Raw genomic sequence first — 19,856 nt, 5'->3', positions numbered from 1 at the left:
AAAGAGGTTGTCCCTTTTTTGCTTCCTTTGCAAAAAGGACTAACAACAATTCTTTCGGTATTTTTTCTTCAAAACCCAACCCTCTTCGGGCTAATACAAAAGCAGCAGATTGGTGTATGGACAAGCCATAGGTTTGTTGGTACTTCATTTTACCTATGAAACTCGAATAATAAGGTTTCACTTGTATGAGCGCGATATGTTCTTTAAAACAAGCAGAAATAAGTGTCTTTGTTATATTACTGTAAGAGAAATTGCTTGCCATTCGATTAAATGAAGCGTTCTTATTTTGTTGTAAGAACTTTAATTCTTCCATAGATAGCGTATCTACGCCAAATGATTTCACCCACATTAGCATCTCTACTACCGTTTGTTGAATGATCCAATCACGTTTGTTGGCAGAAACTGTATTAATATCATGCATCCAAAATACTTTAGAAGCTCTAAAATTACCATTCGGATAAACGATGGTAACGGAAAGATTATCAGGGTTCATATCTAGTCCAGCGATTCCTTTTTCAAAGGTAGGTTCACATGAGTTTTCTTCTTCCATTGCGAAATGTACCTCGTACTTATCTTTTCTTCGTAAAATACGAACGGAATAAGATTCGCCTGTTTCTAAATAAGAAGCTATAGAAAAGACAAATTTATCAGGAAAACAAACCACAAAAGATAATCGATCGCCTCTTTTGTCACTAAAAGGATTTAATACCCGCATTTCGAAGAGATTTTCTCCTAGATAAGACAATTTAATGTTTTTGTTTCCACCTTTGGATTTTTCCCCACGAGAATAAACTGCATTGCTTCTTGCGTCCCGCCATTCTTCTTTTGTTATTTTTTTATGTACTAACTCCTTAAACAGCTGTTTAGACCCATCAACCATTTTGGGGACTGTACCATTATCAAGGTGGTATTGATAATAATTATTTTGTTTCGTCAGTTTTTTTAATCTCGCCTGCTTATACTTTATTTTTTCATCCTTATTCCTCTTTTTAGAATGGGCTAATTTAGTCATTTGTTCATTTAGTGTAGCTATTTTCGATTGATTTTGTTGGATGTAAGTAGGCAACAATTCCTTATGTGAAGAAATCGATGCTTCTGCTTCAAGAAATGCATCTCTCATGTAACGTGAATTATTGATAAATAAAGGTTTTGCCATATCTACAGCTTCTTTTCGATTTTTACCTTCAAAAATTCGTTCACGTAAGTAACGTTTACTAGATTGAAACTTCCGCATGATTTCATCCAACACAATCGTTTCAACGTCATCGGATTTCTCCATTGTACCAATATATGTAAACGTTAAAGAACTTTTTTTCTTTGCCATGAGAGATGCACCTCTTTCAACAAGAACGTATGTTTGTATATATTTTTATTTTATAAAATTCCATAAAATAATTCAATAGAAATGAAGAAAAAATTGTTAAGATAAAAAAACAATAAAACAGCACGTTTTATTATTAAATGTTACTATTTGTTATATTTTTCAATTAACTGTTGTACCACCACATCTTTTTGCTCACCATCACTAATGCTATTATCTTGGTCCACCAAATCGCCACATCCAGCTAAACCGCCAAATGTAAATAACACAGCCAATCCACCTGTTAAAAATGTTTTCTTATTCATTTTCTCTCCTCCTTTTGTTAATCGAACTGGTGATTGTATTCCCATTGAAAATGGAAGTGAAATCTTTTTTTCTGAAGGCAGACAAAAAAAAATATCCCACCTTAACGGGCAGTAAAACTCCGACTTCAAGATTCGAGAGAAGCAAAAAAGATAAGTGGGAGATAACTGCCCGTAAAGATCCGACGAACGATTGACGTCCAAGTCAGGCGAAGCCACAGGATGTGGCGTTTTGAGCGTGATAAGTCTCGCTAACCATCAGTGGGGATGAAGAAAACCCCACTGATGGAAGTCTCACTTTATCTAGTTAATAATGTTTTGAAATAAAGTGGGCGGGGTATTACATTAACCGAACCAAATGAGAGATAGAGAAAAGGAGAGATGTTAAATGAACATAAGAGATATGATGGATGGTTGGTACATATACACTGACCAAATCCCTAACCTACTATTAGCGCTTCTTGTTTTATTAATTGGCTGGCTGATTGCTAAAGGGATTGGAAAAGTCGTAGAAGCTGCACTAAAGAAAACAAGTCTGGATAATAAATTGTTTTCAGATTTTGGGAGAAGAAAACACTCAATTGAATTCATTAGTGGGAAAATTATTTACTATACCTTACTGATTGTGGTATGGATTATCTTTTTCAATATCCTTAACCTAAGCCTGATTGCAGAACCACTCGTAGAAATGGTCTCTACAATGACAGCAGCTATTCCTCATCTATTAAAAGCGGCTCTGATTCTACTATTTGCTTGGGTGGTTGCCATTGTACTTCGTCTTCTCTTTAAAAAAGTGGCAACGATGTTTCATTTAGAACGCAAGCTAGTAAAATGGAAAATGACAAATAGTGAGCAGGAAGCTTCCAACAAAGTGAACAGTATCGCTAAAGCAATCTTCTACTTTGTTCTCCTGCTGTTTTTACCAGGAGTATTGGCAGCATTGCAAATGGAAGGTATTTCAGAACCATTCTCAAATGCTCTTTCCACAATCCTTGCTTTTATTCCTAAGTTATTTGCAGCTGCGTTTATTCTATTGATCGGCTGGCTGATTGCAAAAATGGTTCGTGATATTTTAACAAACTTTTTAAAAAGTACAGGGACAGACAATCTCGGACAGCGGTTTGGATTGGCAAAAAATGTAGAAGAAACAGGTCTATCAAGTATGATCGGAAATATTGTGTTTATCTTCATCTTAATTCCAACAATTATTACAGCCTTGGAAAAATTGGAACTGAAAGGAATTGCCGATCCAGCCATTGAGATGCTTCAGGATGTTCTGACAATGATCCCAAACATTGCGGTTGCTGTCATGCTATTGTTAGTAGGTATATGGCTTGGAAAATGGGTGGACAGAATGGTCACACAAATGCTTTGGCGTTTAAGGTTTGATAGTGTCTTTAACCAAATCGGTATCGGCTCATTAACTCCGGAAAAACCGAAGTACACCCTGTCTCAAATGGTGGGCTTGCTTGCCAAAATTGTTGTTGTTTTATTATTTACTGTGGAAGCCTTACAAATTGTTCATTTAGACTTCTTAGTCACCTTAGCAACAGGGGTAATTGCCTATCTGCCAATGCTGTTAGCAGCACTTATGATCTTAGGGATTGGTTTATATTTAGGTCATTTAGTAGAGCGTATTTTACAAAACATAGTAAAACACAGCTACTCCCGCACCCTTGCAGCTATAGCAAAATATACCATCTTTGCGATTACTGTGTTTATGGCATTAGATCAACTGGGTGTTGCCCATTCCATTGTAAATGCTGCCTTTATTCTTATCTTAGGCGGTTTGGCGCTGGCATTTGGTCTGGCATTCGGCCTCGGAGGAAAAGAGTTTGCGGCAAAATATTTAGGTAAACTAGACGACAAAGTGGACAAAGGAAATAATAATTTATAAGCTCGACCTTAACGATCCGAAACCTTCAATGATTTCGGATTGTTATTTTTAGCTAGGAAAGATGAATACAAGGAAGGTGTTGGCGCCCAATGTTGCTGATAAACGTATTAGTAATTGTACTATTAATCGCCTTAACTGGATTTTTTGTCGCGACCGAATTTGCCATCGTAAAAGTCCGGACATCTCGCATTGAACAATTGATGGCTGAAGGGAAAAAGGGCGATGTCTCAGCGATCAAGGTAGTTAACCACCTTGATGAATATCTATCAGCCTGTCAACTCGGAATCACGGAATTTAAAGCAAAGGAGGCCCATTCCTTTAGGTGTGGGAGGAATTTGCGTTTTTTTATATTTTCCTCCTAAAAAGGTACAATTAATAAAGTTATTTTGTTATAATCAATATAGGAACATTAGTTCGTAAAGGGAGTTTTAGAAATGGTGAAAGAAACGGCACCTTCATTTGTTTTAACGTTGGAGATGGAGACGAATCCTTCTATTATAAGTAGCATTGGGAGCGATTTAGAAGTAAGTCGTGTCATTTATAATTCGTGCCTTGGGGAATTAGTAAAACGTGAAAAGCAAATGAAACGGACAAAGAAATATAAAAAGGTAAGAAGATGTCTTCGAGCTGTTTCTAAAAAACTCTCTTATTATGAAACTCAAGAAAACCAAGAGAAAATAAAATTCTATCAAGCTGAGAAAAAACAACTAGTAAGTGAATTATTTGACATCCAACAACAGTTTCATTTATCGGAATATTCCATACATAATTACCTTAAACCCATTCGTAAACATTTCGGTGATACGTTAAACGCTGATATTGCTCAAAAAGTGGCGACTCGCTCTTGGAATACAGTCAAAAAGAAGTTGAAAGGCGAAGCCAAAAAAGTAAAATTTCTTAAGAAGGGAGAAATGGTTAGTTTCAAAGGGAAGAAAAATAGTACCGGTTGGTTTTATCGAAAGAAACAAATTGTTTTTGGAAAATCAAAAATAAATGTAAAAATCAAAGAAAATGATGTATACATACAGGAAGCTTTATTGGCAATTGAAAGCAATCTTGAATTTGAATACAAAACCAAAAAAGGTGAACTTAAAAATGCTTCGCACAAAGTAAAATATGTTCGTGTTTTAAAGCGTGTTATTCGTGGAAACGTTCGCTATTTTGCTCAGCTGACAGTTCAAGGATTTCCTCCAGCAAAACGTAATAAGGATGGCTCGTTCAAGCATCAACTAGGTACGGGACGTGTGGGTGGAGACTTAGGGACTTCTTCTATTGCGGTAGTTGGTGAGAATGAAGTTCTCCTAACTAATTTAGCTGAGAATGTCATGAATCGATCAAGATGAATTCGACTCATTCAACGGAAAATGGACCGTTCCAAACGTGCGATGAATCCGAATTACTTCAATGAAAATAGAACGATTAAAAAAGGGAAAAAGACATGGATTTTCTCTAAACGTTATATGAAGTTGAAGTCTGAATTGAAAGAATTGCATAGAAAACAAGCTGATAGTAGAAAGCAATCTCATAATAGATTGACCAATAAACTTCTTACCTTCGGAGATGAACATTATTGGGAAGAAATGAACATAAAAGGCTTACAAAAACGTTCGAAGAAAACAGAAATCAGCGAAAAAACAGGCAAATTCAAACGTAAAAAGCGATTTGGAAAAAGCATTGGACATCGTGCCCCTGCCATGTTTTTAAGTATATTAGAACGCAAAGTTAAAACCAATGGTGGCACCTTTAAAAAAGTGAATACTCAGACATTCAAAGCTAGTCAGTACGACCATAAAGCGAATGATTATAAGAAGAAAGAATTGAGAGAAAGATGGCATGTTTTTGATGATGGAACAAAAATTCAACGAGATTTATATTCAGCATTTTTGTTACGGAATTCAAATAGAGTAGGAACGAAAACGAACAAAAGGCTTTGCGAAAAAACATTCGAAGCATTCAAAACGTTCCATGATAAAGAAATTGAACGGATTGAAAAGCAAGAAACGTTCGTTTTAAATTCAGGGATTCGATTGAAAAGCAAAAAAGCCTCCCTATAATGATGACCAAATAAATAGATAAAAAAGTAGATTATTTTTTCGCCTCACAGGAAAATAGTTGGGGTAAAAGTACCCCAACCGCTTTTTAATCATTGAATTTTTTCATTATAAAATTTTACTGAATACATTGCACCCTCACTGACCATATTGTTATCTTCAATATCAACGGTCACCAAGGATTCAGGAAATCGCTGAGTATTTGGACATTTCAGAAGAGGAAGTATTAGAAGCGATGGAAATGGGGAAAAGTTATCAAGCCGCTTCTGTGGATCAATCCATTGAAACGGGTTCCGAGGGAAGTCAGGTTACGATCTTAGAAAATATGGGATCCCATGATGAAGGCTTCGAAAAAGTCGACCAAAAAATTTTCCTCGAGAGCGTTCTTCATGTTCTATCAAAAAGAGAGAGGGAAATTATCCATAGAACTTTTGTAGAGAATAAAAGTCAAAAGGAAACAGGTGAATCTTTAGGGATTTCACAGATGCATGTTTCTCGACTACAAAGAAAGGCGATTGAAAAATTACGTAAGGCGCTCAGCAGCGAAACCCAACAAAGGACAAATCATGTTTGAAAAGATGGGAGTCTGGTAGCTTTTTACAAAAGAGGTGATGGCTAAAAATGCCTATGAAGATTGCCGTTGTAGATGATAATGCAACAAATCTAATGATTATTGAGAAAATCTTGCGGAAAGCCGGCTATAATAGACTGGTTTTGCTGTCATCTGCGAAGGAGTTATATCAATATTTGCAATTTGATGCGCCTAAATCGGCTGAAGTCCCCCTAGATTTAATTCTAATGGATCTGATGATGCCGGAAATTGATGGGATGGAAGCCTGCCAAACAATCCTTTCGAATGAGCGGTTCTACGACCTTCCTATTATTTTTGTCACGGCAGTGGGGGATTCAAATCAAATGGCCAAGGCGATGGATGCGGGTGCCCTTGATTACGTTATGAAACCAATCAATAAAATTGAGTTGTTGGCTCGGATACGTTCAGTACTTCGACTAAAGTATGAAAAGGACTTACGGAAGGAACATAATAGGCGAATTCAAAATGATTTGGAATTGGCGAAGCAAGTGCAACGAAGTATGCTTATCGGTCCATTTCAGGAAGGAAATGTAAAGATTTCGGCTGTTTACAAGCCTACGTATGAGCTTGCTGGCGACTTATACGCCTGGTACCCGATTAGCCCAAATCGCTATGGTGTGATTTTACTTGATGTGATGGGGCATGGTATTTCGTCATCACTGGTGTCTATGTACATATATTCCGCCTTAAAGGATACGATTACCGGTAAGGGTGATCCAGTGGATGTAATAAAAGAACTAAATCGGCGGATGAATCAGCTACAGATGCCTGATAGTTTGATAAACTATTATTTCACTGCCATTTACTTTGTGCTAGACACGGAAAAACAGTCAATAGAGTACGTGAATGCAGGGCATCCGGCAGGTATTGCGATTGTGGATGATGAAGTAAAGCTTTTGACGGAAGGCAGTTGTGCACTTGGTTTTTTTGAAAATATTGAAGTAACCAAATGCATTATTCCTTACAAGCAAGAAGCTCGTATTCTACTATTTACAGATGGCCTGTCCGAATGGTTGGAGGAGGAACATGAGGATGCTATTTCTAAGTTAATCAGCAGCTTACAAGATCAGGACAATGATAATCCTGAAACCTTACTTCATCATTTGCTGCCAAGTTCAGAGCTGCTCAATGGTCATAAGGACGATATGTGTTTGGTCATGATGACAACACACGCATGACGTTGATTACATTCACCGGAGAAGGTTCTCTAGGATGGAACAGGATCTAATGATTAAAACGAAAAAAAGTACCAAAAGGCCATGGAAGGATGGGAATCCTTCTATGGCCTTTTTCTGTGTTTAGGAATTTATAAAATTCTTGTAATGTGGATAAGCGCACGACATCCAGCTCCAGAGCTTAGCCCCTCTTGGGTCTAAGCCTGAGGCTGATCAAGGCGCTTGTGCTTTTCTGATTCACCTTAATTTTGCTGAAGGTCGGTTTGCACCGGGGTCATTCACTCTGCTAGATAGGCTGCGAACATCCATCTATGTTTTTCTAATGAATTACGGATGGCGATGAACATATCAGCAGTTGGTTGATCATCATTGTCCTCGGCTAAGGTTATTCCCTCTGTCAATTCAGAACATATGGTGTTAAAATCATCAGCTAATATCTTGACCATATCCTGTGCATTTTCATCACCTGTCGCTTCTTTTATGGAAGAAAGTTGTAATTGCTCTTCTAATGTTGCTGTTGGTGCAGAGCGCAGTGACAGCATTCTTTCTGCGATTGTATCTAGATGTAGGGCAACTTCTGTGTATAACTCCTCAAATTTTACATGCAAGGTGAAAAAGTTCTCTCCTTTCACATACCAATGGTAATTGTGCAGCTTCATATATAGAACTGAAAAATTAGCCACTTGGGTGTTGAGTCTCTCTGTTAATCCCTCATTTTTTTTCTTTGTCTTTACCATATTTTAACCCTCCGTTTATTGTAATAATGTTGATACCTATTCTTTACCCTCCAATTAAACTATTGAAACCATAAATTAAAAGTTTGCTAGAAAGTATCAAAAGGGATAAAAATAGGTATAGGTATAGGTATAGGTATAGGTATAGAATAAAAAATAAGTTTGAGGATGAATTTATCACTCAATTTGAATGGTTCTCTCATAGACGTTATGATAGAGTAAAGTAGGTTTGATAGACCAACTTTACTAGGAGGCGGTTACAATAAAAGGCTTAAATTACAATATAAAAGCTAAAATCTTTACCGGTTATTTAACCATCTTAATTTGCTTGGTCCTATCCTTACTTATCATGATTAATAGGATGACAGTTCTGCAAAATGAGGTGAAATTCTTATCCCAACACGATATTGAAGTACAAGAGCTGGCGAATCAGATTCAAAAAAATGTACTAGACATGGAAACCGGCATAAGGGGATATGCAATAACGGGAGATGAGGATTATCTTGAGCCTTATAATTTAGCGAGTAGAAGCTGGCTGGACAACTACAATAAGCTTCATTCTTTGGTAGCTGATAACGGGGAGCAGCAGCGGAATTTAGAGGGAATTAAACCGCTGATTATCAGCTGGATATCAAATTCCGGAGAATATGTCATTAATCACAAAAAGGAAAATAACATATCTGCTTTGAATGAGCATTTCGAGAGTAACACGGGAAAGGAAGTTACGGATCAGCTGCGAACACAGTTGGATTCATTTCTTGCAGAAGAAAAAAAATTGACGGCTGAACGTATTGATCAGCTCAATCAGGGCAATACGAATTTAAAAATTACGTTGTATGCAATCATCATTTTAGTGACTGCGATTACGATAGCTACAGCCTTTTTCTTGTCTAATTCGATTGTGAATACCATTAGACAAGTTGTAAAAACAATTAAGAGTATTACAGATTCAGAGATTGACTTGACTACACGCATAGAAGTGAAGACGAAGGACGAGACCCGGGAGCTGGCTGAAGCGATGAACGATCTTCTTTATAGTCTCGAGAAACAAAGTTGGGTACAGAAAAGTGTAGCAGAAATTTCAACTATGTATCAGGGGATTACTGATATTACAGAATTGACGCAAGCCTTTATTTCAAAGCTTGCTCCTTTGCTTCAAGCTACTTACGGGGTTATTTATCTTCGTAGAAGTCATGAGGGTGAAATTCACTACGTCAAAGTAGCTGGCTATGCCATAGCAGATGAGGAACGAGCCTCAGTCAGCTTTCGATTGGGAGAAGGGTTGATCGGCCAAGCAGCCCTTGATAAAAGAGTATTTCTCATTGATAAGCTGCCGGAAGAGCATATCAAAGTGACTTCAGGCTTAGGGGCTTCTTCTCCTCGAAATTTATTAATTGCCCCAATTCTCGTTGAAGATAGGGTAGAAGCGGTGGTCGAGTTCGCGACGCTTCAGCCGCTTTTATCACAGCATATTACTTTACTGGATCAGCTTCAAGACAAGTTTGGTTCGGCCATTACAAATGTAGCCAGACAGATGGAAGTGGAAAGGCTGCTAGGGGAATCTCAAATATTAACAGAAGAATTACAGACGCAATCAGAAGAACTCCAAGCACAATCAGAAGAATTGCAAATGCAGCAAGAACAACTGCTAAGTGCGAATGAATTCTTGGAAGAGCAGAAGCATACTGCTGAACAACGAGCGTTGGAGCTCAAGATAGCGAAAGATGAACTGGAAAGCTATTCATTGCAACTAGAAATGAGTTCGCAATACAAAACGGATTTCTTGGCAAATATGTCTCATGAGCTTCGCACGCCTTTGAACAGTATTCTCATTTTGTCACAAATGATTATGGAGAATAAAGATGGAATGGATATGTCAGAAGTGAGAGAATTTACGAGCATGGTTCATAGTGCCGGCGGAGATTTGTTGCGGCTGATTGATGATATCCTTGATTTATCTAAAATTGAAGCGGGTAAAATTGAAATTTTAACAGATGAAGTCAATGTGACAGAAATTCCACAGACGATGAAGAATATGTTCAACCCGGTTGCTGCTAAAAAGAATTTGACGTTTGAAGTGCATACAGATTCAGACGTACCTCCTATCATCTCGACGGACGGACAAAGATTGCAGCAAATTTGGAAGAATCTTTTATCAAATGCCTTCAAATTTACCGAAGAGGGCTCTGTCACCGTACGAATTGCACTTGCTCATCCTGAAAATGTTGAAGGGCTGTTTGGTTTAGAAGTAGGGGGGCCTGTACTGTCGATATCTGTAACCGATACAGGAATCGGAATTCCACTCGATAAGCAGCAAATTGTTTTCGAGGCATTTCAACAAGTCGACGGTACCACTAACCGGCAATATGGCGGGACTGGACTAGGGTTATCGATTTGCCGGGAATTTACACACTTGCTTGGCGGCGCTATTGATGTTCAAAGCGAACCACATAAGGGAAGTACGTTTACCTTATATATACCAAGCAGGTCAGAATCGGATTATCAAGATCAAGTGGACCATCCGGCACTTGCAGAAGTGGCAGCAAGCGTTAGTGAGATACATGAGGAATCTGAAAGTACAAAGGAAGATACAGAATCGAAATGGGTCGAACGAAACGAAGCTGGAAGTTCAGATGCACAATTGTTTAAAGGAAAGAAAGTACTTCTAGTAGAGGACGATGGTCGAAATGTATTCGCGCTTGTAACGGCTCTTGAGAAAAAGGGAGTTAAGGTTCAAGTAGCTGAGAACGGTAAACAAGCAATAGATATTTTGCAAGAAGAAGCTGATTTTGACCTGATTTTCATGGATATTATGATGCCGGTGATGGGTGGCTATGAGGCCATGAAGATCATACGACACGATCTGAAAATGGAAAACCTCCCGATTATTGCGTTAACGGCTAAGGCAATGAAAGGAGAACGAGACAAATGTATGGAAGCAGGCGCTTCAGATTATATTATGAAGCCATTAAATATTAATCAGCTATTCTCGTTGATGCGGGTATGGATGACGGAGCAGGTGAATCCTAATTGAAAAATAAAAAGATCGATCCTTCATCCCTTTTATTCACAGATAAAGAGGAAACAGAGCCAAACGAGCTTCAAAAAATAGAAATCAATTTGCTTCTCGAGGGCTTATATCAGATGTATGGATATGACTTTCGGGGCTATGTGTGGTCATCCTTGAGTAGGAGGATTTTGCATCGCATGAGAGCAGAGAGACTTCCGACGATTACAGCTCTATTGGAGCAGGTGCTTCATAAGCAAGACTTCTTAGAGCGATTATTGAATGATCTGTCAATCCAGATGACGGAAATGTATCGAGATCCCGGTTTTTTTGCAGCTTTTCGTAGCGAAGTGGTGCCATTACTTAGAAATCTTCCTGAAATTCGAATTTGGCATGCTGGTTGTGCAACAGGAGAGGAGGTCTATTCTATGGCCATTCTTATGCTGGAGGAAGGACTAGCGGAGAAGACAAGAATCTATGCAACAGATATGAATGAAAAGGGCTTGAATGCTGCTAAAAAGGGAGCATTTCCACTTAAGAAAATGCAGCAATATACGAAAAATTACTTGAAAGCCGGTGGGAAAAAGGCCTTTTCAGAGTACTATACGACAGATCATCAGCTTGCTTATTTTTATCCAACCTTGAATGAGAACCTCATCTTCGGCCAACATAATTTGGTGACGGACAGCTCGTTTAATGAGTTTCATGTGGTCTTATGCCGAAATGTTATGATTTATTTTGATAACGACTTACAGCAGAAAGTGCATAATTTAATATACAATAGTTTGGTTAACGGAGGATTTATTGGACTCGGAAGTAAAGAATCGCTTCTATGTTTGCCTAAGGGTATGCAATATGAGGAATTTAATTCACATGAACGAATCTATCGAAAGGTGTAGATGCCTGAGCCATGATGTGTTATTGCATCGGGGCCCAGGCATCTTTTTTTCATCGTTTAGGAAACTATAAAATGCTTGTACTGTGGATAAGCACACTGCATTCAGCTTCAGCGCCTAGCCCCTCTTGGGTATAAGCCACTTTTGAATTGAAGGCAAAAAACACCTTCTATTCAAAAGCGTCTTATACTATGCCTGAGGCTGATCAAGGCGCCCTGAGCTTTTGTTTTTTAAGTTTCGTAATTTCACTGACCATCAGCGCTATTTTGCCGGCTATTTGGAACGGGTGACCTTAACTCACCAAAATTAGAACACCATGACGAAATTTTTAAAAAACAGTTAATCCAGTAAAAAAAGAGACTGCAGGTATTTGCAATCTCCTCTTCATATGGGTACTATGAGGTGCGTTTTACACTTCTAAAGATGAGGCTTATGATGAATACTAGGGCAATTGCACCGATGAGTGCCGGAATAAAGTAAAATCCTCCGATAATAGGTCCCCAGCCTCCTAATAGTAATGAACCAAGCCATGCACCGATAAATCCTGCAATAATATTTCCAACTACTCCTCCTGGTACGTCACGTCCAAGAATGAATCCTGCTAACCAGCCGATAATTCCTCCGATAATTAATGACCAAATTAATTCCATAAAGTTCTCTCCTTTCTATTTCAATGAGTATGTTATTTAAGTACCCACATCGTCAAAACATAAACATATTGGTTAATAAAGTGATTACATTTTATCTTGTTTCTGTTTCAATCCCTCTTTGGAATGAACTAGGGGATCGTTCACCCCTTTTTGTAAAACATGTTGGCAAACTCTTAATTCAGAAGTTAACTTTTTAAACGTTTCTTTATCTTGTTCATCAAGACATTTATCAATTGCCCGTTTTAACAAACTGATTTTTGATATCACTTCAGCCTGCTTCTTTTGATCTGGATAAAAATGCTCTGTCCGTATTTTTGGCTCTTCGCTGCGATAATCGCTAAGTTTGGTTAATCGCAAGCCGCACTTGCACAGCGTCTCGTTTACATTTAACACTTGAAATTCATTGTTTCCACAAACTTTACATGACAGTTTCCTCATATATAACACCTCCAAATAAATTACAGTTGATACGTCTTGTTGAAAATAGTGATTAATATTATCTTATATACCCAGGATTCGTTCGTTAGTAACGTAAATATTATCTTTAGTAGAATTTCAGAAAAATAGGTTTCAATTTCTCAAGAAGCGGTTACATATCTAATAGAAAGTCAAGCTGACAGTTATCTTACTGAAAGCACATGACTAATTTATACTTTAGGAGGAATGGGAAATGGAAAATGTGAAAATTGTAGAAAATGGTGTACAAGCAAAACAGGCAATTGAACAATTAATCATGCAAGGCTCCAAAAAGGATGATATTTATTTATTCGCTCATGATAAAAGCCGCTCTGAAAATCTGACGGACTATCTGGATATTAACGATGTTGGCGTTGAAGAACAAGGTATCTTTGATTCGATCACAAACGTTTTTCGAACTCGGGGAGATGAACTTCGCTCGAAGTTAGAGTCACTGGGGATATCTACTGCAGAAGCCGAGCGTTACGAAGAAGAATTGGATCATGGACGATGCGTCGTAGTGGCAATAAATTAAAATGGTAAATGAGATAGGAAACAAAAAGCGATCTGCCTTTTGTTTCCTATAGATTTTTTAAAGTTTTTTCTATGGTATAGCAGTGTCATATTAAAAATAAGAGGAGAATCGACATGAAATTTTCTAATCAAAGCTTAGATAAAATAGTAGGAACCCGCAAAAGAGCAAGACGTAAAATATATTCGGAGCAATATACTGAGGAACCGATTATCCACAGGGAGATACAAGGAGACAGAGTATATGTCCCATTAAATTTAAATAGAATTTGGAATAAAATATAATATTTCGATATTAACTGCCTAAACAAGGTTTAATTATTTATAAACCGTGTTTAGGCAGTTAATGTTTAGAAAGTGGCTATATTTTCATTTGGTACGAAAAAAAGCATGGTATCGCCAAAGCTAAAGCAAAAGTCAATAAATGCTGAAACTAATTAGAGGATATAGGCCGACTTTTAATTCAAAGAATTTCCGATCGACATCTCGTTGTCGGTGTGGGAATCGTTCAATAATTACACGTGGCACGAGCTGTGAATTTCTGTGGAATTGTAGTCGGAGATCCTCTCACATTTGAAAATGTTGAAGAGGGATTCACTATTTTAGTGCAATGGGTTAACAAACTAAAAAGGACAAATAACTTAGATTTAGCTATAGTAGGCATGGAACTTGCTGAACATAACTGAATTTATCTTCTAAAACGGTTATTCAAACAGAAGATTGATGTAGTAACAGTAAATCTACACCTAGTAAAAAGAAAATTGAGATAATACTCATTTGAAAAGCGATAAAAAAGATGCACTAGTTATCGCTGGTATGGTGAAGAATGGTTAATGATCTAAACTCATTTCATAACCGCTATTATGATAGTAAGGGTCCTGAAATCCTGCGAACAAGTAAGTATTTGGGAAATATATCCATCAACTGAGAGAGTTCCGTAACAACATCTTTTAAAATAGAATCTTACAGTTTTATCCCACCTTAACGGGCAGTAAAACTCGCACTTCAAGATTCGAGAGAAGAGAAGAGGATAAGAGGGAGATAACTGCCCGTAAAGATCCGATAAGTCTCGCTAACCATCAGTGGGGGATGAAGACCCCCCCACTGATGGAAGTCTCACTTTATAGTTAAATCCTCTGAAAAAGGCTGACTTCAACAGGTCACATTCTAGTGATCTTTGAAATCAGCCTTTTTTGTATAGTATTTAAGAGTCTCATAGTCTATCCAATCTTATTTATTGAGAATTATTATTTTTTCTTTTTTTCATTTGATTTTTATTATTTTTATTTTCCTCATCTGTGGAAGAACTTTCGTTGCTTTTGATTGCTTCTGCTTTTATAGCAGCTGTTGCAACCGAACTTTCGTTTTCCTTACGAACAGGAGAATCTGTTAGCGTCCCACTCGGATTGTCCTTTTTACTGACAGATGATTCTGGTCTGTTTTTAGTGATGGAACCTGTGCGTTTTTCGCGGGTTTCTTCCTTTTTATCCTCTGCCATTATGGTTGCAATATCGGGATTTCCTTCCACGATCAAAATATTTGGGCTTTCCGTAATAACTTCTTCTTGCTCTACATCGGTGAAGTGGGTGACCGGTGTCCCTGCTTCCATTGCCGAAGGGACAGAACGCTCAATCCGCGCTTCTTCTTTTCTAATAATATCCTGTACCTGCTTTGTTTCTTGAACTTTTCGCTTATCTATAATCACTTCTTCAACGACTACCGGTCTTTTCGTTACTTCTATTCTTTCTTCCGTAATGGGGATACGAATAATTTCATCCTCTGTAAATGGGCTACCATCATACTTTCCATCTATGACAGGACGACGCTCTACATATACTTCTTCTCGAATGAGTGGAACATGAACGGTTCGATGTTCTTCAACTACTTCTTTATGGAGCTGTAATTCTCCGACTTGGACACGCTCTTTTGTAATATCAAGCTGTTCTTCATGGAGTCGGACTGCTCTTGAGTTTTCAGTTTCATATTGTGCTTTATAGACAGGGCTGTCGTAAGTTCTATTCATATCAACCAGCAAAATTATTTTCCCCTTATTTATTTCCTCTTCACACTGTTTTGCCGTGAATTCTGGTAGGCCCCTTTCAATAAGGCTGCTGGACAGAGTATTTGTCTGTATTCCACCCATTCCTGCTGTCACCATGGTAACAAAGCTGTCCATCATAGCACCTGCTAAGGTACTCATTTGTAAATCCGCTTCTACCATGACTCCCGTGCGAGAAGTGACCAATGGAATGGCACTTCTATTTTCTGCCACCACCATCATATCTGTTTCACGATGCCCCTGACGTTTCAATCCTTCAATCGCATACAAGACTTCTTGCTCTGAATTAAAGCTCCCGACGATTCTTTTTTCCATACTCATTCTATCACCCTCCTAAAATATACTGCATATGGAAATTAAATTACATCCACATGTATTAGATATCTACCCGAGAGGTCTTTACTTGAAACATTTAAAATTGAATAATTTATAATATTTCGCTAAAAAAATGAAAGTTTACCGGAAAAACAAGTCAAATATGCACATTTCTAGAGCTAAACTTGAAATGAAAACTATTTACATATTTTTCATAACTTCCTTAAAACCATTTATCCCACCTTAACGGGCAGTAAAACTCCGACTTCAAGATTCGAGAGAAGCAAAGAAGATAAGTGGGAGATAACTGCCCGTAAAGATCCGATAAGTCTCGCTAACCATCAGTGGGGGATGTAGAAAACCCCCACTGATGGAAGTCTCACTTTATTGGAACTACTTGAATGTTCTTGTTATTGAACCATAGACCGCTGCTTATTCATTCTTTAATAAATAATCCATTTAAGGGTACCGCCACATGTCCATCAAGCTAACGACGCAAATGACTAGGTACGAAATTGATCCTTGTTTCAAAACTAGCGAGTGATGGAAAAGTAGGCATGTCAAAGAAGCCTATTAAAATACGATTTTTTTACTAGGCAGCTTGTCTATGCTTTACTGTCGTTTCATATACAATCACTAGAATATCAAAGACGGTTTTCCTCTTATACCGATGACATTTACGACCGTTCTTTTTGAGCTGCTGATAAAGACGATGCAGAATTTCCAAAAGTTCTTCTGTGCCAACTGCTATTGCTTGAAACAATAACGGAAAGTAATCTTTAATCATATAAATCGCTTTGTATTCACTCAACTCCTGTTTTTTCCTTTCAAGCAGAAACTGTCGCATTTGAAACATTGTAGAAGAACAGAGGAGAATGCCAATGAGTTGTCCATATAAATGGCGCAATTGTGAAGGATCACTTTTGAATTAAATAACTTTTCTTATTGAATCTTACTTTCGAACATGGTAATATATCGATATAATTTTACCTTTAATACAGTCCAGAGAGGCTGAAAAGGGTGGCTAGATAAGTATTTATGCAGATATCTTTGTATATCCATGCCCTTTTATCCTCTGTGATGGAAGGGTATTTCTTTATGCTTTCATTTAGAAGATAAGAAAGTATAAATCTTTTGACGTAGTTTTTGTGTCTAGCTCCAGCGCCTAGCCCCTCGAGGCCATAAGCCACTCAGGAATTGAAGGCAAAGAACACCTTCTATTCCTGAGCGTCTTATTTGCCCGAGGCTGAACAAGGCGCTTGCGCTTTTCTTAGTTACCTCTTTTAAACAAAGTCCTGTGAGGCTTGAAAAGAGAAGGAATTCCTGGCATTTCCATTCCTTCAAAGTTTAAAGAGCATTTTTACAACAAGAAAAATACTGGAGGGTGGAAGAAATTGAATTACCGTAAAAAAACAGTCGTAGCGTCAGTAGCAGGTTTAACATTAGAAGGCATGGACATCATGTTTATCTCATTTGCGATGTCGATGATCATTGCCGAGTTTAACATTGATTTCACAACTGGCGGGCTTATTTCTTCAATTACGAATATTGGCATGTTACTCGGAGGAATTATCTTTGGGATTTTGGCAGATAAGTTTGGCCGAGTGCGAATTTTTACTTATACAATCATTTTGTTTGCAATTGGGACAGCATTAACGGGATTAGCGACAAATATCGAACAGGTTTATTTATTTAGATTTATCGCAGGACTAGGTGCTGGTGGAGAGTATGGTATTGGTATGGCTCTAGTTGCTGAGGCTTGGCCAAAGAAGAAACAAGGGAGAGCTTCCTCTTATGTAAGTGTTGGTGCTCAATACGGTGTTATTTTAGCGGCACTACTAAGCGCGATGATCCTTCCTACTTTAGGATGGAGAGCTTTGTTTTTCGTTGGAGTGCTTCCAGTTATTTTTGCTTTTATTGTTCGGAAGAACCTTGATGAATCACCAGAATGGCTAGCTGCACAAAAGGAGAAAAAGGTGGACAACAAACAAGAGAAGGGCAAGTTGCTTCAATTGTTTGATACGCCAAGAACGACTTTGACGACGATTTCTTTAGCTATTATGGCAACTGTGCAAATTGCAGGCTACAATGGATTGATGATATGGCTGCCATCTATGCTGCAACAATCACAAGGATTATCTGTTTCGAGTTCAGCACTTTGGACAATCAGTACGGCTATTGGAATGATTGTGGGGATGTTGACTTTTGGACAATTCATGGATCGATTCGGGGCAAAACGTTCCTTTGGGATCTTCCTACTAGCCTCCGCATGTGCTGTATTTTTATACTCGTATGCAACTGGCAGTGCAGGTTTATTAATTGGTGGTGCGGTTGTCGGTTTCTTTTCAAATGGAATGTTTGCCGGGTATGGTGCGTTGATAAGCAGTTATTATCCAGTGCAAGTTCGAAGTACTGCTACGAACACAATATTTAACTTTGGTAGAGCTATAGGGGGATTATCTCCAATCTTTGTTGGCTATATTCTGCAAAATTATAATATTACAATAGCTATGACCTACTTGACTATCTTATATTGTATTTCCTTTATTGTGATGCTTAGTCTTAAGAAAAAGGCAGCTTTTTAATACACAATTTGCTAACAGTATTTTACTAAATGAATTTACGATTAAAGGCAGAACGCCCCTTACTTTATGGAGGGGCGTTCTGCCTTTTTATTTTTTGCTGTTTTCTACATGAATGTTGTTTTTTGATGAGATAGAAGCCCGAATCAAGAAAAAGAGCCAAAGTGGTCACGAATAAAGGTGTTATGTGCCCGTTTCGAGAAAAATGGAGCCAAATCGGTCGCTGTTGATGGCACTCTATATGACAATAGCAACAAAGTTTGCGAAAACAGCCTTGTTTTTCAAGAAATAGTTTTTGTATAAAATGCATATTTTTTGTTTAGTATGCTTCCTTTTCTCTTAAACAGAAGTATTTTTTCAACAATTAGTCTGTTTCTTCTATTTAAATAAAATAAGCTGAAATCAGTTGATCAAGTTTTTCCAATTCTATTTTCTCAAATGAAGCTTGATCTTGATTCATTTTCAAAGATGAAAGGGCACATTCAATCAAAAATTTACGTGGTGTCTTTGAGTGAAGAAGTTCATCTTGAATAAAATCCAACAACTCATTGTATTTTGATTGTTCTACGGTAGCTAGGGAATTTTTTAAATTTAATACCGTATGATAAAGATTCTGGTGAAAAGTACGGTTACGATTCTTATTTTCGGGTAACCAGTGCTCTATATGTTCAGGTGGTATTAATTGATCGTCAGCTTCTGCAACTTCTTCTACCATTTTAACGACTCGCTCGATACTATAGCGTACGATATGGTGGGTGCTAGTATTTGATTCATATGCATAATTATAATATTTATGGTTATGATGTAAAATTCCCATGAACATAATGGCACAATCTAATAAATAAGGCCTCTTACTTTCGGTAAAAATGTCTATGAACCTCTGAAATAGCCAATGAAGTGCCTTCAATTGACCTCTTTTAATAAATTGTTTAAGTTCTACATCATTTGAAAAATTTACTTCTTCAAAAAGGATACTTAACTTATTGGTTCGACTCATTTCCATCTGCAATACAATTTGCTTAATGAAGGTTTCAATATCAGACGGGTCTTGACCAACCAGTAATTCTTTTCTCTCTTTTTCTACTTGCTGGTATAGAGATTTTAAAAGAGCGATTAATAACTCGTTTTTAGATGAAAAATAATTATAAAATGTCCCTTTAGAAATTCCGCTACAATCCAATATATCTTGAATAGATGTGGATTGGAAACCTTTATCAATGAATAATTGGTGGGCCATTTTCACCACATGTTGTTTCCTATCGTTCATATAATCACCTTTAGTTTTATT

General features: G+C 37.6%; 16 protein-coding genes and 4 pseudogenes. 11 read left to right on the top strand and 9 right to left on the bottom strand.

The window, feature by feature from the left end; translation table 11 throughout:
* Both K9V48_RS13585 and K9V48_RS13580 read right to left on the bottom strand, forming a co-directional pair.
* A partial coding sequence (locus K9V48_RS13585; protein ID WP_224139516.1) for an SSO2105 N-terminal domain-containing protein occupies positions 1–1,324 on the bottom strand: 1,324 nt, incomplete at its 3' end.
* Positions 1,325–1,467: 143 nt separating this feature from the next.
* On the bottom strand, positions 1,468–1,626 hold the full coding sequence (locus K9V48_RS13580) for a hypothetical protein (protein ID WP_224139515.1): 159 nt from the start codon (positions 1,624–1,626) through the stop codon (positions 1,468–1,470).
* Positions 1,627–2,011: 385 nt separating this feature from the next.
* Between K9V48_RS13580 and K9V48_RS13575 the strand changes: the two genes are divergently transcribed.
* The 4 genes and pseudogenes from K9V48_RS13575 to K9V48_RS13560 all read left to right on the top strand — a co-directional run bounded on the left by K9V48_RS13575 (position 2,012) and on the right by K9V48_RS13560 (position 5,574).
* Positions 2,012–3,520, top strand: a complete 1,509-nt coding sequence (locus tag K9V48_RS13575; RefSeq protein WP_224139514.1) for a mechanosensitive ion channel — start codon at positions 2,012–2,014, stop codon at positions 3,518–3,520.
* 89 nt (positions 3,521–3,609) lie between these two features.
* A pseudogene (locus K9V48_RS13570) lies at positions 3,610–3,810 on the top strand (CNNM domain-containing protein); the annotation flags it as partial.
* A 144-nt stretch (positions 3,811–3,954) separates the two neighbouring features.
* Complete coding sequence (locus K9V48_RS13565) at positions 3,955–4,863, top strand: hypothetical protein (protein ID WP_224139513.1); 909 nt, start codon at positions 3,955–3,957, stop codon at positions 4,861–4,863.
* A 42-nt stretch (positions 4,864–4,905) separates the two neighbouring features.
* Positions 4,906–5,574, top strand: coding sequence for a hypothetical protein (locus K9V48_RS13560; RefSeq protein ID WP_224139512.1), 669 nt, complete (start codon positions 4,906–4,908; stop codon positions 5,572–5,574).
* Between the two features lie 89 nt (positions 5,575–5,663).
* On the opposite strand, the gene K9V48_RS30180 is transcribed toward K9V48_RS13560, so the two are convergent.
* Positions 5,664–5,720 (bottom strand): hypothetical protein, encoded by a 57-nt coding sequence (locus tag K9V48_RS30180; protein WP_498043125.1) that lies wholly within the window; start codon positions 5,718–5,720, stop codon positions 5,664–5,666.
* A 17-nt stretch (positions 5,721–5,737) separates the two neighbouring features.
* Between K9V48_RS30180 and K9V48_RS13555 the strand changes: the two are divergent.
* Positions 5,738–6,145: pseudogene (locus tag K9V48_RS13555) on the top strand (sigma-70 family RNA polymerase sigma factor); the annotation flags it as partial.
* Between the two features lie 53 nt (positions 6,146–6,198).
* The gene (locus K9V48_RS13550) at positions 6,199–7,341 is read left to right on the top strand and encodes a PP2C family protein-serine/threonine phosphatase (protein ID WP_224139519.1); all 1,143 of its coding nucleotides are present in this window, start codon (positions 6,199–6,201) and stop codon (positions 7,339–7,341) included.
* Positions 7,342–7,616: 275 nt separating this feature from the next.
* On the opposite strand, the gene K9V48_RS13545 is transcribed toward K9V48_RS13550, so the two are convergent.
* Entirely contained in the window at positions 7,617–8,075 is a 459-nt protein-coding gene (locus tag K9V48_RS13545) for a Dps family protein (RefSeq protein ID WP_224139511.1), read from the bottom strand.
* 358 nt (positions 8,076–8,433) lie between these two features.
* Here K9V48_RS13545 and K9V48_RS13540 point away from each other — a divergent pair, with 358 nt between their 5' ends.
* Positions 8,434–11,106: a CHASE3 domain-containing protein gene (locus tag K9V48_RS13540; RefSeq protein WP_224139510.1), complete on the top strand. Its 2,673-nt coding sequence runs from the start codon at positions 8,434–8,436 to the stop codon at positions 11,104–11,106.
* The gene (locus K9V48_RS13535) at positions 11,103–11,978 is read left to right on the top strand and encodes a CheR family methyltransferase (RefSeq protein ID WP_438803894.1); all 876 of its coding nucleotides are present in this window, start codon (positions 11,103–11,105) and stop codon (positions 11,976–11,978) included. Before K9V48_RS13540 ends, K9V48_RS13535 begins: the two co-directional genes overlap by 4 nt.
* Before the next feature lie 392 nt (positions 11,979–12,370).
* On the opposite strand, the gene K9V48_RS13530 is transcribed toward K9V48_RS13535, so the two are convergent.
* Together K9V48_RS13530 and K9V48_RS13525 are read right to left on the bottom strand one after the other, a co-directional pair.
* Positions 12,371–12,625 carry a GlsB/YeaQ/YmgE family stress response membrane protein gene (locus tag K9V48_RS13530; RefSeq protein ID WP_224139509.1) on the bottom strand — a complete coding sequence of 85 codons (255 nt, stop codon included), beginning with the start codon at positions 12,623–12,625 and terminating at the stop codon, positions 12,371–12,373.
* 84 nt (positions 12,626–12,709) lie between these two features.
* Positions 12,710–13,063 carry an IDEAL domain-containing protein gene (locus K9V48_RS13525; protein ID WP_224139508.1) on the bottom strand — a complete coding sequence of 118 codons (354 nt, stop codon included), beginning with the start codon at positions 13,061–13,063 and terminating at the stop codon, positions 12,710–12,712.
* Between the two features lie 232 nt (positions 13,064–13,295).
* On the opposite strand from K9V48_RS13525, the gene K9V48_RS13520 reads away from it, so the two are divergent.
* Together K9V48_RS13520 and K9V48_RS29980 are read left to right on the top strand one after the other, a co-directional pair.
* A complete protein-coding gene (locus K9V48_RS13520; protein ID WP_224139507.1) occupies positions 13,296–13,616 on the top strand; it encodes a YflT domain-containing protein in 321 nt (106 codons plus the stop codon).
* 442 nt (positions 13,617–14,058) lie between these two features.
* Positions 14,059–14,443, top strand: a pseudogene (locus K9V48_RS29980) (IS110 family transposase); the annotation flags it as partial.
* 403 nt (positions 14,444–14,846) lie between these two features.
* Here the strand turns inward: K9V48_RS29980 and K9V48_RS13515 are convergent.
* Together K9V48_RS13515 and K9V48_RS13510 are read right to left on the bottom strand one after the other, a co-directional pair.
* Complete coding sequence (locus tag K9V48_RS13515) at positions 14,847–15,992, bottom strand: YsnF/AvaK domain-containing protein (RefSeq protein WP_224139506.1); 1,146 nt, start codon at positions 15,990–15,992, stop codon at positions 14,847–14,849.
* Between the two features lie 586 nt (positions 15,993–16,578).
* Positions 16,579–16,887, bottom strand: a pseudogene (locus tag K9V48_RS13510) (IS4 family transposase); the annotation flags it as partial.
* 493 nt (positions 16,888–17,380) lie between these two features.
* Here K9V48_RS13510 and K9V48_RS13505 point away from each other — a divergent pair.
* On the top strand, positions 17,381–18,571 hold the full coding sequence (locus K9V48_RS13505; RefSeq protein WP_224139505.1) for an MFS transporter: 1,191 nt from the start codon (positions 17,381–17,383) through the stop codon (positions 18,569–18,571).
* A 379-nt stretch (positions 18,572–18,950) separates the two neighbouring features.
* Here K9V48_RS13505 and K9V48_RS13500 read toward each other — a convergent pair whose 3' ends face one another.
* Positions 18,951–19,835, bottom strand: coding sequence for a TetR/AcrR family transcriptional regulator (locus tag K9V48_RS13500; protein WP_224139504.1), 885 nt, complete (start codon positions 19,833–19,835; stop codon positions 18,951–18,953).
* Positions 19,836–19,856 lie beyond the last annotated feature (21 nt).

Source organism: Metabacillus rhizolycopersici (assembly GCF_020075705.1).
The sequence above is the reverse complement of the archived record's forward strand: the minus strand, read 5'-3'. Positions and strand labels throughout refer to the sequence as shown.

Excerpts from the sequence above, each read along its gene's own strand:
- K9V48_RS13580 (WP_224139515.1), bottom strand. The coding sequence starts at position 1,626 with ATGAATAAGAAAACATTTTTAACAGGTGGATTGGCTGTGTTATTTACA.
- K9V48_RS13575 (WP_224139514.1), top strand. The coding sequence starts at position 2,012 with ATGAACATAAGAGATATGATGGATGGTTGGTACATATACACTGACCAA.
- K9V48_RS13565 (WP_224139513.1), top strand. The coding sequence starts at position 3,955 with ATGGTGAAAGAAACGGCACCTTCATTTGTTTTAACGTTGGAGATGGAG.
- K9V48_RS13560 (WP_224139512.1), top strand. The coding sequence starts at position 4,906 with ATGAATCCGAATTACTTCAATGAAAATAGAACGATTAAAAAAGGGAAA.
- K9V48_RS13550 (WP_224139519.1), top strand. The coding sequence starts at position 6,199 with ATGAAGATTGCCGTTGTAGATGATAATGCAACAAATCTAATGATTATT.
- K9V48_RS13545 (WP_224139511.1), bottom strand. The coding sequence starts at position 8,075 with ATGGTAAAGACAAAGAAAAAAAATGAGGGATTAACAGAGAGACTCAAC.
- K9V48_RS13540 (WP_224139510.1), top strand. The coding sequence starts at position 8,434 with ATGACAGTTCTGCAAAATGAGGTGAAATTCTTATCCCAACACGATATT.
- K9V48_RS13530 (WP_224139509.1), bottom strand. The coding sequence starts at position 12,625 with ATGGAATTAATTTGGTCATTAATTATCGGAGGAATTATCGGCTGGTTA.
- K9V48_RS13525 (WP_224139508.1), bottom strand. The coding sequence starts at position 13,063 with ATGAGGAAACTGTCATGTAAAGTTTGTGGAAACAATGAATTTCAAGTG.
- K9V48_RS13520 (WP_224139507.1), top strand. The coding sequence starts at position 13,296 with ATGGAAAATGTGAAAATTGTAGAAAATGGTGTACAAGCAAAACAGGCA.
- K9V48_RS13515 (WP_224139506.1), bottom strand. The coding sequence starts at position 15,992 with ATGAGTATGGAAAAAAGAATCGTCGGGAGCTTTAATTCAGAGCAAGAA.
- K9V48_RS13500 (WP_224139504.1), bottom strand. The coding sequence starts at position 19,835 with ATGAACGATAGGAAACAACATGTGGTGAAAATGGCCCACCAATTATTC.